The 13,996-nt window shown below is 66.4% G+C and carries 10 protein-coding genes; 3 read left to right on the top strand and 7 right to left on the bottom strand.

All coding sequences use genetic code 11. The features are described from left to right. Position 1: 1 nt before the first annotated feature. Positions 2-553: an ActR/PrrA/RegA family redox response regulator transcription factor gene (locus MRY80_RS23085; RefSeq protein WP_293293593.1), complete on the top strand. Its 552-nt coding sequence runs from the start codon at positions 2-4 to the stop codon at positions 551-553. Between the two features lie 12 nt (positions 554-565). Here MRY80_RS23085 and MRY80_RS23080 read toward each other — a convergent pair whose 3' ends face one another. Then, positions 566-1,048 carry an MmcB family DNA repair protein gene (locus tag MRY80_RS23080; RefSeq protein ID WP_293293592.1) on the bottom strand — a complete coding sequence of 161 codons (483 nt, stop codon included), beginning with the start codon at positions 1,046-1,048 and terminating at the stop codon, positions 566-568. 197 nt (positions 1,049-1,245) lie between these two features. On the opposite strand from MRY80_RS23080, the gene MRY80_RS23075 reads away from it, so the two are divergent. Next, positions 1,246-1,869, top strand: a complete 624-nt coding sequence (locus tag MRY80_RS23075; protein ID WP_293293591.1) for a L,D-transpeptidase — start codon at positions 1,246-1,248, stop codon at positions 1,867-1,869. Between the two features lie 86 nt (positions 1,870-1,955). Here the strand turns inward: MRY80_RS23075 and MRY80_RS23070 are convergent, their stop codons facing one another. From MRY80_RS23070 to mutS, 6 genes are all read right to left on the bottom strand, one after another. Further along, complete coding sequence (locus MRY80_RS23070; protein WP_293293590.1) at positions 1,956-2,525, bottom strand: NifU family protein; 570 nt, start codon at positions 2,523-2,525, stop codon at positions 1,956-1,958. Between the two features lie 92 nt (positions 2,526-2,617). After that, entirely contained in the window at positions 2,618-3,109 is a 492-nt protein-coding gene (locus tag MRY80_RS23065; RefSeq protein WP_293293589.1) for a universal stress protein, read from the bottom strand. Between the two features lie 92 nt (positions 3,110-3,201). Next, a complete protein-coding gene (gene trpS / locus MRY80_RS23060) occupies positions 3,202-4,266 on the bottom strand; it encodes a tryptophan--tRNA ligase (protein WP_293293588.1) in 1,065 nt (354 codons plus the stop codon). Between the two features lie 107 nt (positions 4,267-4,373). Then, a complete protein-coding gene (gene murJ / locus MRY80_RS23055) occupies positions 4,374-5,951 on the bottom strand; it encodes a murein biosynthesis integral membrane protein MurJ (RefSeq protein WP_293293587.1) in 1,578 nt (525 codons plus the stop codon). Positions 5,952-5,991: 40 nt separating this feature from the next. Next, on the bottom strand, positions 5,992-8,823 hold the full coding sequence (locus MRY80_RS23050; protein WP_293293586.1) for a [protein-PII] uridylyltransferase: 2,832 nt from the start codon (positions 8,821-8,823) through the stop codon (positions 5,992-5,994). Between the two features lie 62 nt (positions 8,824-8,885). Further along, positions 8,886-11,585 carry a DNA mismatch repair protein MutS gene (gene mutS / locus MRY80_RS23045; protein ID WP_293293585.1) on the bottom strand — a complete coding sequence of 900 codons (2,700 nt, stop codon included), beginning with the start codon at positions 11,583-11,585 and terminating at the stop codon, positions 8,886-8,888. 96 nt (positions 11,586-11,681) lie between these two features. Here mutS and MRY80_RS23040 point away from each other — a divergent pair, with 96 nt between their 5' ends. Further along, complete coding sequence (locus MRY80_RS23040; protein ID WP_293293584.1) at positions 11,682-13,982, top strand: NADP-dependent malic enzyme; 2,301 nt, start codon at positions 11,682-11,684, stop codon at positions 13,980-13,982. Positions 13,983-13,996 lie beyond the last annotated feature (14 nt).

The raw sequence follows: 13,996 nt of genomic DNA, 5'->3' as shown, positions 1-13,996 counted from the left end.
CATGGAAGAAGACAGTGAAATCGGACCCGACAGGAGCCTGCTGATCGTCGACGACGACAAGGCGTTCCTGCAAAGGCTTGCCCGCGCCATGGAAAGCCGCGGATTCGAAGTCGTCGCCTCGGAGACCGTCGCCGACGGTCTCGCCGAAGTGCGCAAGGCCGCGCCCGCATACGCGGTGGTGGACATGCGCCTCGGCGACGGCAACGGCCTGGACGTGATCGAGGCGATCAGGGCCAGGCGGCCCGACGATTCGCGCGCCATCGTGCTGACCGGCTACGGCAACATCGCCACCGCCGTGCATGCGGTGAAGCTCGGCGCGGTCGATTATCTCGCCAAGCCGGCCGACGCCGACGAGATCTTCGCGGCGCTGACCGCCCAGCCGGGCGAGAAGGTCGCTCCGCCGGAAAACCCGATGTCGGCCGACCGCGTGCGGTGGGAGCATATCCAGCGCGTCTTCGAGATGTGCGACCGCAACGTGTCGGAAACGGCGCGCCGCCTCAACATGCACCGCCGCACCCTGCAGCGCATCCTCGCCAAGCGCGCCCCGCGCTGACCTGCCGACCGATCACTCCGGCAGGTCGACGCCTGCCAGTTCGGCCGCATAGAGCCGGTGCGCCGCCGACTGGGCGATGCGAAGCGTCACCGCCTTTCGGCGCGCCGGCGCCAGGCGGTGCTCCGGCGCCTCGCGCAGCAGCGCCGCGCCGTGGGCGTCGGCGCGGATGAAGCCGCAATCGGCGGGAAAGATTTCAGCCGGCACGTCTTCAAGCGTGGCGAAGAAGAGCCGGTCGCAATACTCGCGGTAATCCGGCCATTTGCCGTCGGCCCTCATGTCCTCGATCGAGGACTTGATCTCAACGATCCAGATCGATCCGTCCCTGTTGAGGGCGATAATGTCCGCGCGCCGGCCGCTGGCCAGCGTCAGTTCGGGCAGATGAGAGGCGCCCAATTCGCTCAAGAGGGCCTGAACGCCGCGCCTGATTCGCAGCGCGCGGGCCGATTGGCGGCCGTCTTCGAGCGGATTCCTTGCATGCAGGTCGATCAGGGGCATGCTATCCAGATTGCCATGATTCGCCTTTTTCTGGCCTGTCCGCGTAAAAAGGGGTGTTCGGTGTGTGATCCATGTCACATATTAATGGTCTCGGTTAATCAATTAAAGAGTCGCGGGTGACAGGCTCGCGACTCTGTACTAGGTACATTCCGGGGCGGAAGTTGAGCGTCGCGGACGATTCAAAACAGGAGATATTCATGCGGGGGTCACGCATTTTCATCGCCATGGCGCTAGTGGTCAGCGCCGCGCTCGCGGGCTGTAGCTCGGTCGATGGCGGGTCGTCACTGATGATCAATGCCTACACGTCGAAGGTGGACGGCGCCTACAAGCTGCCCGCCGTTCCGGTCAGCAAGGTCTCGCGCAAGTATCGTCGCCAGATCGTCAGCTATCAGACGAACGAGAAGCCGGGCACGGTCGTCGTCGATACGTCGAACAAGTTCCTCTATCTCGTCCTCGAAGACGGCAAGGCCGTGCGTTACGGCATCGGCGTCGGTCGCGAGGGCTTCGAATGGTCCGGCACGGCCCGCATCGCCGCCAAGCGCGAATGGCCTGTCTGGACGCCGCCCCCGGCAATGATCAAGCGTCAGCCGGAACTCGCCAAGTACCGCACCGGCATGCAGCCTGGCCTGAACAACCCGCTCGGCGCCCGTGCCATGTATCTGCACAATGGCAGCGGCGACACCGGCTACCGCCTGCACGGCTCTCCGGAATGGTGGTCGATCGGCAAGGCGATGTCCTCTGGCTGCATCCGCCTGATGAACCAGGACGTCATCGACCTGTACAGCCGCGTCAAGGTCGGCGCCAAGGTGATCGTCAGCTAAGCCGACGCCTTACAGCTTCAACGCAAAAAGCCGGGTTTTCGCCCGGCTTTTTTGTTTGTCTGGTTGTGTGTCCAGATGGACCGCGGTCAGACCGCTTCGACGCCCTGCACTTCCGGGATGAAGTGGCGCAGCAGGTTCTGAATGCCGTGCTTCAGCGTCGCCGTCGAGGACGGGCAGCCGGCACAGGCGCCCTTCATGTGCAGGAACACGGTGCCCTTCTTGTATCCCTTGAAGGTGATGTCGCCGCCGTCCTGTGCCACGGCCGGGCGCACGCGGGTGTCGAGCAGTTCCTTGATCGTGGCGACGATCGATTCGTCGTCGGCGTCGTAGAATTCCTCGCCGGACAGTTCCTCCTGCCCGCCGCCGGCCGTCACCATGACCGGCGCGTCCGACATGAAATGCTCCATGATTCCGGCAAGGATCGCCGGCTTCAGGTGATGCCATTCCGTGTCGTCGGTCTTGGTGACCGTGATGAAGTCGTAGCCGAAGAAGACCCCGGTCACGCCGTCGATGTCGAACAGCAGACCGGCGAGCGGCGACTGCGCCGCAGCCTCATCGGCGTCGCGAAAATCAGCCGTACCCTGGTCGAGCACGACCTTGCCCGGCAGGAATTTCAGCGTGGCGGGGTTCGGCGTCGTTTCGGTCTGGATGAACATGCGCGCTCCGGCGATCAATTTTGAATGGTTCTAAAATAGGCCGGCCACGCCACGATATCAAGCAAGCAGAATGCGCCTTTTAACGAAAGCGCTCAAGACAGGCTTTCGATATCCTCGTCGGTGAGGTTGTACGGCACGACCGTCACCGGGATCGGGAAGGCGGCGTTGCGCCCGGCGATCGAGGACACCAGCGGCCCGGGGCCTTCCTTGGCAGCGCCGGCCGCGAGCACGAGGATGGCGATGTCCTGGTCTTCCTCGATCAGGGCGTGGATCTGCTCCACGGGGATGCCCTCGCGAATCACGATCTCGGCCTCGATGCCGACCTTCTCGCGCGCATAGGCGGCATGCTTGGCCAGCGTCGTCTCGGCGGTTTCCATGGCCTCGGCGCGCATGACCTGCTCGACGCCCAGCCAATGCTGGAAATCGCCCGGCTCGATGACGAAAAGCAGCGTCAGCCCGCCATTCGTCTTGGCGGCGCGGCGCGCGGCGTAGAGCACGGCCCGCTCGCATTCCGGCGTGTCGTCGATGACCGCAAGGAACTTGCGGCGGTGGCCCGCCTCGTGGATCAGTCGTCTGGTTACCATGGCCGATAAATGGCACGCCGCGCCGGGTGCTTCAAGCGGCAGATGCGACGCGGCCGCTCGGGCCGCGCCGCCGATGCCTGCTCAAAGGACCGTCAGGCGGACAGGCCCACAATGCGCTTCACGTCGACCATGGTCTTTTCCGCGCGCACCGAAGCGCGCTCGGCGCCAGACGCCAGCACGCTGTCGATATGGCCCGGATCGGCCATCAGGCGACGCATCTCGTCGGCGATCGGGCTCAGCTTTTCCACGGCAAGCTCGGCCAGGGCCGGCTTGAAGACGGAGAAGGGCTGGCCGCCGAAATCGCCGAGCACGGCGTCCTTCGTCGTTTCCGCCAGCGCGGCGTAGATGTTGACGAGGTTTTCCGCCTCCGGGCGCCCCTCGAAACCGTCCGTGCCGCCCGGAAGCGGCTCGGGGTCCGTCTTGGCCTTGCGGATCTTCTTGGCGATGTCGTCGGCCGTGTCGGTCAGGTTGATGCGCGACAGGTCGGACGGATCCGACTTCGACATCTTCTTGGTCCCGTCACGCAGGCTCATGATGCGCGTCGCCGGCCCCTCGATCAGCGGCTCGGTGAGCGGGAAGAAGCCCTGCACCGTCTCGTCGCCCACCTGCATCGGCACGCCCAGGCCCAGCCCGGCGATGTCCGAGGAGTAGTCGTTGTTGAACTTCTGGGCGATGTCGCGGGTCAGTTCGAGATGCTGCTTCTGGTCGTCGCCGACCGGAACGTGGGTCGCGCGATAGGCCAGGATGTCGGCCGCCATCAGCGCCGGATAGGCGAACAGGCCGACGGACGCGTTCTCGCGGTCCTTGCCGGCCTTCTCCTTGAACTGGGTCATCCGGTTCAGCCAGCCCATGCGCGCGACGCAGTTGAAGATCCAGGCCAGTTCGGCGTGCTGGTGGACGCGGCTCTGGTTGAAGACGATGTGCTTGACCGGGTCGATGCCGGACGCGAGGAAGGCGGCGGCGATGGAGCGGGTGCCGTCGGTCAGTTCCTTCGGCGACGGATTGACGGTCAGCGCGTGCAGGTCGACGACGCAATAGATGCAGTCATGGGTGTCCTGCAGGGCGACGAATTTGCGGATCGCGCCAAGATAGTTGCCAAGCGTGAGATTGCCGGTCGGCTGCACGCCCGAAAAGACGAGGGGTTCGAAACTGCTCATGTCGTTTTACCCGAAGCTGGTGGAGGGCCCCGTTGCAGAGCAGGTCGATCTGCATGGGTCGGTTGCGGCGCGCTTATGGCAGGCGAGAGGCAAAGCTTCAAGAGCCGTCAGGCGCCGGCATTGCCGCCGCGCCGCTTCCTGACGCTGCGCGCCAGCATCGACCGGTCGATCCCGCCGGTCGAGATAGCCAGTCCGAAATAGACCGCCATCGACACGGCGATGAGCAAAGCGGCGATGCCGGCGCGGATGAGAATGCCGGAAGCGAGGAACGTCGCCTGCATGTAGGACCAGGCCGCAAACAGGACCGCGCCCATGACCGCAGCCGAGACGAACACCAGCCCGATGCGCCGAAGCGTCGCCGCGGAGGGGCGGAAATGGTCGCGCCGCCACAACGTCCAGCCCAGAAGGGCGGCGTTGACCCAGCCGGCAAGGCTGGTCGCCGCGGCGATGCCGACATGGCCGAGCCACGGGAACATCAGGAGGCTGCCGCCGGCATTGACGACCAGCGAGACGAGCGAGAACCACATCGGGGTCTTCATGTCCTCGCGCGCGAAATAGGCCGGCTGCAGCACCTTGATCAGCACGAAGGAGGGCAGGCCGACGGCGAAGGCGGCGAGCGCGGCGGCCGCCGCCTCGGTCGTCTCGGCGGTAAACGCGCCGCGTTCATAGATCACGGCAATGAACGGAGCGGGCGTCAGCGCCAGCGCGACGGCGGCGGGAACGGTGAGGCCCAGGCCGAATTCGAGCGAACGGTTCTGCAGGGTGAGCGCCGTCTGGTTCTCCCTGGCGCCGAGCGCGCGCGACAATTCGGGCAGAAGGACAACGCCGATGGCGATGCCGATGACGCCGAGCGGGAGCTGGTAGAGCCGGTCGGCATAGTTGAGCAGCGCGATCGCGCCGTCCTGACGCGAGGCGATGATCTGGCCGATGACGAGATTGACCTGGACGATGCCGCCGGTCAGCGCGGCCGGCGCGGCCAGCGCCAAGAGCCGCCGGATCTGCGGCGTCAGTCGCGGCCGCTGCGGCACGAAGCCGAAATCGAGCCGCATCAGGCCGTAGACGAGCAGGCCCAGTTGCAGAAAGCCCGCCACGAGCACGCCGACGGCCAGCGCCACGCCGATCGTCCGGTCCGGCCAGTCCGTGCGCAAGGCGAACAGAAGGACGCCGATCAGCACGACGTTGAGCAGCACCGGCGCCAGCGCGGCGAGGAAATATTTGCGAAACGAGTTGAGTACGCCCGAGAGCATCGCCACGAGCGACATCGCCCCCAGATAGGGGAACATGATCCGCGTCAGCAGCACAGTCAGGTCGAACTTGTCGGGCGTGTCGCGGAAGGCAGGCGCGATGACTGTCGCGGCCAGGATCGGCATGAAGACCAGCGCCAGCGCCGACAGCGCCACCAGCACCAGCGTCAGGACCGAGAACACCTCGCCGGCGAAGCGCGACGCGCTCTCCTTGCCGTTCGTCTCCACCTCCTTGGCGAAGATCGGCACGAAGGCGGAGTTGAACGCCCCTTCGGCGAAGAGCCGGCGAAACAGGTTGGGAAACCGCAGGGCGGCGTAGAAGGCGTCGGCCACCGGCCCTGCCCCGAGCGCGGCGGCGATCAGCGCCTCACGCACGAAACCGAGCACCCGGCTGGCCGAAGTCGCGCCGCCGACACCGAGGAACTTGCCGAAAAGGCTCATGGGTCAGACCCCTTCATGGCCCGAGAAAACGCCGAACGCTCTATCCCGCCTTTTTCGACTTGGCGAGGCCGGCCGACACCTGAACCACCGGATTTTCGTCGCCCCGGCCCATCAGCACGTCCGTCAGCACCTTGGTGATGCGTTTCTGACGCGCCGCGTCGGTGATCTTGTGGCCGGTCAGGTCGGTCACGTAGAAGGTGTCGACCACCTTCTCGCCGAAGGTGGTGATGTGGGCGGAGCCGATGTCGAGCCTGAGATCGGACAGCGCGCTGGTGATTTCCGACAGGATGCCCGGCCGGTCGAGGCCTTCCACCTCGATCACAGAGAACCGGTGCGACAGCGTGTTCTTGATCGCCGCTGCCGGCTGGATCGAGAAGGCCTTGAGGCTGCGGCGCGGCTTCATCTTGTGGGCCAGCATTTCCGGCACGTATTCGCGCCCCGACAGCACGTCCTCGATCACCTTGCCGATGCGGCTGGCGCGGCGGAACTCGTCGCCGTCGTCGCCGAATTCGCGGTTCACCAGGATGGTGTCGAGCGCCCAGCCGTCGCGCGTGGTGAAGACATGGGCGCCGTCGATCTTCGCGCCGGTGCTGGAGCAGGCGGCCGCGATGATCGACAGGAGGCGCGGATGGTCCGGCGCCAGCACGGTGATCTCGGTGATCGCCTGGAACTGATTGGTCTTGACGGTCGTGGCGAGCTTGCGGTCCTCGGCATGCGCCTGGCGGATGAAATCCGCGTGGCGGACCTGATCCTCCAGATCCACCGTCAGCAGGTAGTTGTCGTAATGCTGGTCGACATAGGCCTTGCGCTCGGCTTCCGGCCATTCCGACAGCCGCTCCAGCAGCAGTCCGCGCACCATGGCGACACGCTGCTTGCGGTTGATCTCCGAGACGCCGCCGGTCAGCGCCAGCTCGGTCTCCGAATAGAGCGTGCGCAGGAGCTGGCCCTTCCAGCCGTTCCAGACGCCCGGCCCGACAGCGCGGATGTCGCAGACGGTCAGCACGACGAGGAGTTTCAGCCGGTGGACGGTCTGGACGACGGCCACGAAGTCCTCGATCGTCTTTCGGTCCGACAGGTCGCGCGACTGCGCAACCGTGCTCATCGTCAGATGGTCGCGAATGAGCCAGGCGACCATCTCGGTTTCGGCGTCGGAGAAACCGAGCCGCGGACAGAGCTTCTCCGCCACCTCGGCGCCGGCGACGGAATGGTCCTTCGGGCGGCCCTTGGCGATGTCGTGCAGGAAGAGCGCCGCATAGAGGACGCGGCGCTGCTCCTCGCCCAGATCGGGCAGGATCGAGGAGGCCAGCGGGTGGTCCTCCTCCAGGAGGCCGCGTTCGATCTTCGACAGGACATCGACGGACCGGATCAGATGCTCGTCCACGGTGAAGTGGTGATACATGTTGAACTGCATCATCGCCACGACCTTGCCGAAATCGGGGATGAAGCGGCCCAGCACGCCGGCCTCGTTCATGCGCCTGAGATTGAGCGCCGGGTCGCGGCGCGACGTCAGGATGTCCATGAACAGCCGGTTGGCTTCCGGGTCGCTGCGCAGTGCCTTGCCGATGAGCTTCAGCGAGCGCCGCGTCAGTTGCAGCGCGTCCGGGTGGTAGTCCAGCCCGTCGCGGTCCGCGAACCAGAACATGCGGATGATGTTGACCGGGGCCTTCTCGAAGACGTCCTCGCCGCTGACATTGATGCGCTTGTTCTCGGCGATGAAATCGCTGGTGCCGCGGATCTTGGCGGTCCGGCGCGTGAAGGGCAACGTCTGCAGGAAACGGTTGAAGGCCGGCGCCTGTTTCAGCCGCTCCTCTTCCAGCGCCGCGCAAATGATGCGGGTCAGGTCACCGACGTCCTTTGCGATCAGGAAGTAGTGCTTCATGAAGCGCTCGACATCCTTCAGGCCCGGATGGCTCTTGTAGCCGAGCCGGTCGGCGAGACCGCGCTGCACCTCGAAACCGAGCCGTTCCTCCGCCTTTCCGGTCAGGAAATGCAGGTGGCAGCGCACCGCCCAGAGGAAATCCTCGCATTTGACGAAGAGGTTGTATTCCTGCCGGCTCAAAACGCCCTTGCGGACGAGGTCGGACCGGTCCGAGAGCTGGTAGGAATATTTCGCGATCCAGAACAGCGTCTGCAGGTCGCGCAGGCCGCCCTTGCCGTCCTTGATGTTCGGCTCGACCAGATAGCGCGTCTCGCCCATGCGCTTGTGGCGCGAGTCGCGTTCGGCGAGCTTGGCCTGGACGAAGGCCGAGGCGGTGTTGCGCACGACCTCGTCGGCGAAGCGCTTGTGCAATTCGTCGAACAGGGCCTGTTCGCCGTAGAGATAGCGCATGTCGAGGATCGCGGTGCAGATCGTCGTGTCGGAGCGCGACAGGCGCACGCATTCGTCGATCGAGCGGGTGGCGTGACCGACGGTCAGGCCCAGATCCCACAGCATGTAGAGAATGTATTCGGCCAGTTGCTCGCCGAGCGGCGTCTGCTTGTAGGGGAGCACGAAGAGGAGGTCGATGTCGGAGCCCGGCGCCAGCGTGGCGCGCCCGTATCCGCCGACGGCGACGAGCGCCAGCCGCTCGCCGCGCGACAGGTTGTTGACCTTGAAGACCCGTTCAAGCGCGAAGTCGTAGACGGCGCGGATCAGCCGGTCCATCGCCTCGGAGAGGCGCTGAGCGCAGGCGATGCCGCCGCCATCCTCGAAAAGCTGCTTTTCCGCCGCCTCGCGGTCGGCGGCCAGCACGGTCTTGAGGTGGGCCAGCACCTCGGCGCGCACCTTGTGGTCGGAGCTTTCGCCGCCGTGGCGGTCGGCGATGGCGATCAGTTCGGCGCGCAGGGCGTCGAGATCCGCGTTCGGGCGTTGCTGCGCAACGGTTTTCTGCATGGTCCGGTCCGGTTATGTTCCTATCGCGTCATACAGAAGCCTGACGGCAATGTCACATGGGTTCATCCGGACTTCGTGGTCAGGCCCTTCAGCCGATAGAGCGCTTCCAGCGCCTCGCGTGGCGTCATCTCGTCGGGCACCAGCGCGGCGAGTTCGTCCTCGACGGCGCTCGATCTTGCCGCGGCCGGCGGCGCCTCGCGGCGAACCTCGGCCGAAAACAGCGGCAGGTCGTCCACGAGCTTGGTCGCCTTGGTGTCGCGGCCCTGCGCCTCCAGCTGGTCGAGCACGTCGCGGGCGCGCGCGACCACGCTTTCCGGCAGGCCGGCCAACTTGGCGACCTGCACGCCATAGGAGCGATCGACCGCCCCGCGCGCCACCTCGTGCAGAAACACGACGTCGCCCTCCCACTCCTTCACCCGCATCGTCACGTTGTGCAGGTTGGGCAGGGTTTCGGCGAGCGCCGTCAATTCGTGGAAATGGGTCGCAAACAGCGTGCGGCAGCGGTTCTTCGCATGCATGTGCTCGACCGTCGCCCAGGCGATCGAGAGCCCGTCGAAGGTGGAGGTGCCGCGGCCGATCTCGTCCAGGATCACCAGCGACCGGTCGCCGGCCTGGTTGAGGATCGCCGCCGTCTCGACCATCTCGACCATGAAGGTCGAGCGCCCGCGCGCCAGATCGTCGGAAGCGCCGACGCGGCTGAACAGGCGGTCGACGACGCCGACATGGGCGCTGCCCGCCGGCACGAACGCGCCGGTCTGCGCGAGGATCGCAATCAGCGCGTTCTGGCGCAGGAAGGTGGACTTGCCGCCCATGTTCGGGCCGGTCAGAAGCCAGATCGCGCCCTGCTCGCCATTGTCCGTCGGCGACAGGTCGCAGTCATTGGCGACGAACGGATGGGCCGCCTGCGCGCGGAGCGCCTGCTCGACCACCGGATGCCGGCCGGCGACGACGGCGAAGATGCGGCTGTCGTCCACGCGCGGGCGGCAATAGCCTTCCGTCTCCGCCAGGCGCGCGAGACCGATCGATACGTCGAGGACGGCGAGCGCGTCGGCTGCGGCGCGGATCGCGTCGGCTGCGGCGATGACCTCGCCCTGCAGGCGCTCGAAAACCGCCAGTTCGATCGACAGGGCGCGCTCGGCGGCATTTGCGATGCGGCTTTCGAGGTCGGCCAGTTCCGTCGTGGTGAAGCGCATGGCGCTAGCGAGCGTCTGGCGGTGGATGAAGCGGCCCTTGGCCTCGTCCGTGCCGGTCAGCGCCTCGGCGTTCAGCTGGGTGACCTCGATGAAATAGCCAAGCACGTTGTTGTACTTGATCTTCAGCGACTTGACCCCGGTCTCCTCGATGTAGCTCGCCTGCAGGCCGGCGATGATCTTGCGCGATTCGTCGCGCAGCGCCCGCATCTCGTCGAGTTCGCCGTGATAGCTGGGGCGCGTGAAGCCGCCGTCGCGCTTGAGCAGCGGAACCTCGTCATCGAGTGCCCGGGCGAGATGATCCGACAGGTCCCGCGGCGCTCCGGCAAGCGAGTCAGTTGCATGACTGAGTTCGGTCGGCAGCTCCGCTGCTTCCAGCAGACGATGCGCCTGCGCCGCCGCCTCCAGCCCAGTGGCGATGGCGGCGAGATCGCGCGGGCCGCCCCGGTTCAGCGACAGGCGCGACAGGGCCCGCGGCATGTCGGGGGTCGTCTTCAGCACCGCGCGGAGATCCTCGCCGAGCCGATCGGCGCCGAGGAAGAAGCTCACCGAATCCAGCCGGTCGTTGATCGCGTTGCAATCGGTCAGCGGCGAACGCAGCCGCTCGCCCAGCAGTCGGGCGCCGCCGCCCGTCACCGTGCGGTCGATCGCCTTCAGGAGGCTGCCGCGCCGCGACCCCGACTGGGTGCGCTCTATCTCAAGACTCGCCCGCGTCGCCGGATCGATGAACAGGGTCGCGCCGGCGTCCTCGCGCTCGGGGCGCTGCAGCGCCGGGCGCTCGGAAATCTGGGTGCGCTCGACATAGGCGATCGCGCCGGCGGCGGCGGCCAGCTCTGCGCGGCTGAAACTGCCGAAGCCGTCGAGCGTGCCGACGCCGTAGAAACGCGCCAGCCGCTCCTCCGCCGTCGCACTGTCGAAGAAGGCCGGCGGCAACGGCGTGACAGCAAGGCCGAGCAGGTCGAAGACCGGGCGCAGCTCCGCATCATCGAAGACGGTTTCGGAGACGGTGATCTCGCGCGGGCCGACCCGCAGGACGTCGGACAGGAGCCGTTCCGGCGCGGTGGCCGCGATCCTGAACTGGCCGGTGGAGATGTCGACCCAGGCGAGCGCGAGGTTCGAGCCGGCGCCCGATTTCGTGCGCCCGACCGCCATGAAGGCGCTCGCCTCGCCCGGTTCGAGCAGTTTTTCCTCGGTGATCGTGCCGGGCGTCACCAGCCGGGTGACGTCGCGCTTGACCACCGATTTGGAGCCGCGCTTCTTGGCTTCCGCCGGATCCTCCAGCTGTTCGCAGACCGCGACGCGGTGGCCCTGGCCGATCAGCTTCTGCAGATAGTCGTCGGCGGCATGGACAGGCACGCCGCACATCGGAATGTCGGCGTCCTGATGCTTGCCGCGCTTGGTCAGCGTGATGCCGAGCGCGCGCGAGGCGACCTCGGCATCCTCGAAGAACAGCTCGTAGAAATCGCCCATCCGGTAGAACAGGAGCGAACCGGGGTTCGCCGCCTTGATCTCCAGATATTGCGCCATCATCGGCGTCGCTTCTGCGGGTCTGGCTTGAGCGGAGGGCTGCATTTCCTCGTCATAGTCTCGTTTACAGACCGGGCAAATGCCCTTACCACAAGCTCCCCAACCTTGTTTGGGCAACGACATTCTGGGAGGAGAACGCGGATGGCGAAATCGCCGCGAACGAGCGCCGGCGCGTCCGGTTCGGCGCAGCCACGGGTCATCGAGCAGGAGGCGCTCGATTTCCACTCGCGCGGACGTCCGGGCAAGCTGGAGATCAACCCCACCAAGCCGATGGCGACCCAGCGCGACCTGTCGCTCGCCTATTCGCCGGGCGTGGCCGTGCCGGTCAAGGCGATCGCCGAGGACCCGGCGAGCGCCTTCGACTACACCGCACGCGGCAACATGGTCGCCGTCATTTCCAACGGCACCGCGATCCTCGGTCTCGGCGATCTCGGCGCATTGGCGTCGAAGCCGGTGATGGAAGGCAAGGCGGTGCTGTTCAAGCGCTTCGCCGACGTCGATTCCATCGACCTCGAGGTCGACACCAGGGACATCGACGAATTCGTCAACTGCGTGCGCCTGCTGGGCCCGTCCTTCGGCGGCATCAATCTGGAGGACATCAAGGCGCCGGACTGCTTCATCATCGAGCAGCGGCTCCGCGAGGCGATGGACATTCCCGTCTTCCATGACGACCAGCACGGCACCGCGATCATCGCGGCTGCGGGCCTCATCAACGCGCTGCATCTGACCGGACGCGACCTGAAGACGTCGAAGATCGTCTGCAACGGCGCCGGCGCGGCGGCGATCGCCTGCATCGAACTGATCAAGTCGATGGGCGTTCGCCACGAGAACGTCATCCTGTGCGACACCAAGGGCGTCATCTTCCAGGGTCGCGCCACCGGGCTCAACCAGTGGAAATCGGCGCATGCCGTGAAGACCGACCGGCGCACGCTGGCCGAAGCGCTCGACGGCGCCGACGTCTTCCTCGGCCTGTCGGTGAAGGGAGCGCTGACCGAGGACATGGTGCGCTCCATGGCCGAAAACCCGATCATCTTCGCCATGGCCAACCCGGATCCGGAGATCACGCCGGAGGAAGTGTCCGCGATCCGCTCCGACGCGATCATGGCGACCGGACGGTCGGACTATCCCAACCAGGTCAACAACGTCCTCGGCTTCCCCTACATCTTCCGCGGCGCGCTCGACGTGCGCGCGACCGAGATCAACGAGGCGATGAAGGCCGCCGCCGCCCAGGCGCTCGCCGCGCTTGCCCGCGAGGATGTGCCCGACGACGTGGCCGCCGCCTATGCCGGCAACCGGCCGAAATTCGGTCCGGGCTACATCATCCCCGTGCCGTTCGATCCCCGCCTGATCTCCGCCATCCCGGTCGCGGTGGCTCGCGCGGCGATGGAGACGGGCGTCGCACGGCGCGAGATCACCGATTTCGACGCCTATGCGCGCCAGCTTTCCGCGCGCCGCGATCCGATCGCATCGACGCTGCAGCGCATCTACGAGCGCGTGCGCCGTCTGCCCAAGCGCATCGTCTTCGCGGAAGGCGAGGAAGAGCAGATGATCCGCGCCGCCGTGTCCTTCGTGAACCAGCAGCTCGGCACCGCGATCCTGCTCGGCCGCGAGGACCAGATCCGCGAGACGGCGCGCGAGGCCGGCGCCGACATCAACCGGCCGGGCATCGAACTCATCAACGCCCGCCTGTCGCATCGCAACCGCGCCTATATCGACCATCTCTACGAGCGGCTGCAGCGCGACGGATACCTGTTCCGCGACTGCCAGCGCATGATCAACAACGACCGCAACCATTTCGCCGCGACCATGGTCGCGCTCGGCGACGCGGACGGCATGGTCACCGGCGTGACGCGCAACTATTCGACGGCGCTTGCCGATGTGCGCCGCGTCATCGACGCACGCCCCGGCCACCGGGTCATCGGCATGTCGCTGGCGCTCTGCCGCGGCCGCACCGTGCTCGTCGCCGACACGGCCGTGCACGACATGCCGAGCGCGGCGGAACTGGCCGACATCGCCGAGGAGGCGGCCGGCATGGCCCGGCGCATGGGTTACGAGCCGCGCGTCGCGATGCTCGCCTATTCCACCTTCGGCCACCCACCGGGCGAGCGCTCCAACGAGGTGCGCGACGCCGTGCGCATCCTCGACAAGCGCCGCGTCGATTTCGAGTATGACGGCGAGATGGCCGCCGACGTCGCGCTGAATGCGGAACTGATGGCGCAATATCCGTTCTGCCGCCTGTCGGGACCGGCCAACGTGCTGATCATGCCGGCCTTCCACTCGGCCTCGATCGCCACCAAGATGCTGCAGGAGCTGGGCGGCTCGACGGTGATCGGCCCGCTGCTGGTCGGGCTCAACAAGCCAGTGCAGATCGTGCCGATGACCGCCAAGGACGCGGACATCGTCAACATGGCGGCGATCGCCGCGTATAACGCGAATTCGTGAGAACGTGGCGGCCG

Origin of the sequence: Oricola sp., assembly GCF_022763245.1 — a bacterium.
In the GTDB taxonomy this organism is placed as follows: domain Bacteria; phylum Pseudomonadota; class Alphaproteobacteria; order Rhizobiales; family Rhizobiaceae; genus Oricola.
Note: the sequence above shows the minus strand (reverse complement) of the source record. Positions and strands in the feature narration are given on the sequence as shown.

Excerpts from the sequence above, each read along its gene's own strand:
- MRY80_RS23085 (WP_293293593.1), top strand. The coding sequence starts at position 2 with ATGGAAGAAGACAGTGAAATCGGACCCGACAGGAGCCTGCTGATCGTC.
- MRY80_RS23080 (WP_293293592.1), bottom strand. The coding sequence starts at position 1,048 with ATGCCCCTGATCGACCTGCATGCAAGGAATCCGCTCGAAGACGGCCGC.
- MRY80_RS23075 (WP_293293591.1), top strand. The coding sequence starts at position 1,246 with ATGCGGGGGTCACGCATTTTCATCGCCATGGCGCTAGTGGTCAGCGCC.
- MRY80_RS23070 (WP_293293590.1), bottom strand. The coding sequence starts at position 2,525 with ATGTTCATCCAGACCGAAACGACGCCGAACCCCGCCACGCTGAAATTC.
- MRY80_RS23065 (WP_293293589.1), bottom strand. The coding sequence starts at position 3,109 with ATGGTAACCAGACGACTGATCCACGAGGCGGGCCACCGCCGCAAGTTC.
- trpS (WP_293293588.1), bottom strand. The coding sequence starts at position 4,266 with ATGAGCAGTTTCGAACCCCTCGTCTTTTCGGGCGTGCAGCCGACCGGC.
- murJ (WP_293293587.1), bottom strand. The coding sequence starts at position 5,951 with ATGAGCCTTTTCGGCAAGTTCCTCGGTGTCGGCGGCGCGACTTCGGCC.
- MRY80_RS23050 (WP_293293586.1), bottom strand. The coding sequence starts at position 8,823 with ATGCAGAAAACCGTTGCGCAGCAACGCCCGAACGCGGATCTCGACGCC.
- mutS (WP_293293585.1), bottom strand. The coding sequence starts at position 11,585 with ATGCAGCCCTCCGCTCAAGCCAGACCCGCAGAAGCGACGCCGATGATG.
- MRY80_RS23040 (WP_293293584.1), top strand. The coding sequence starts at position 11,682 with ATGGCGAAATCGCCGCGAACGAGCGCCGGCGCGTCCGGTTCGGCGCAG.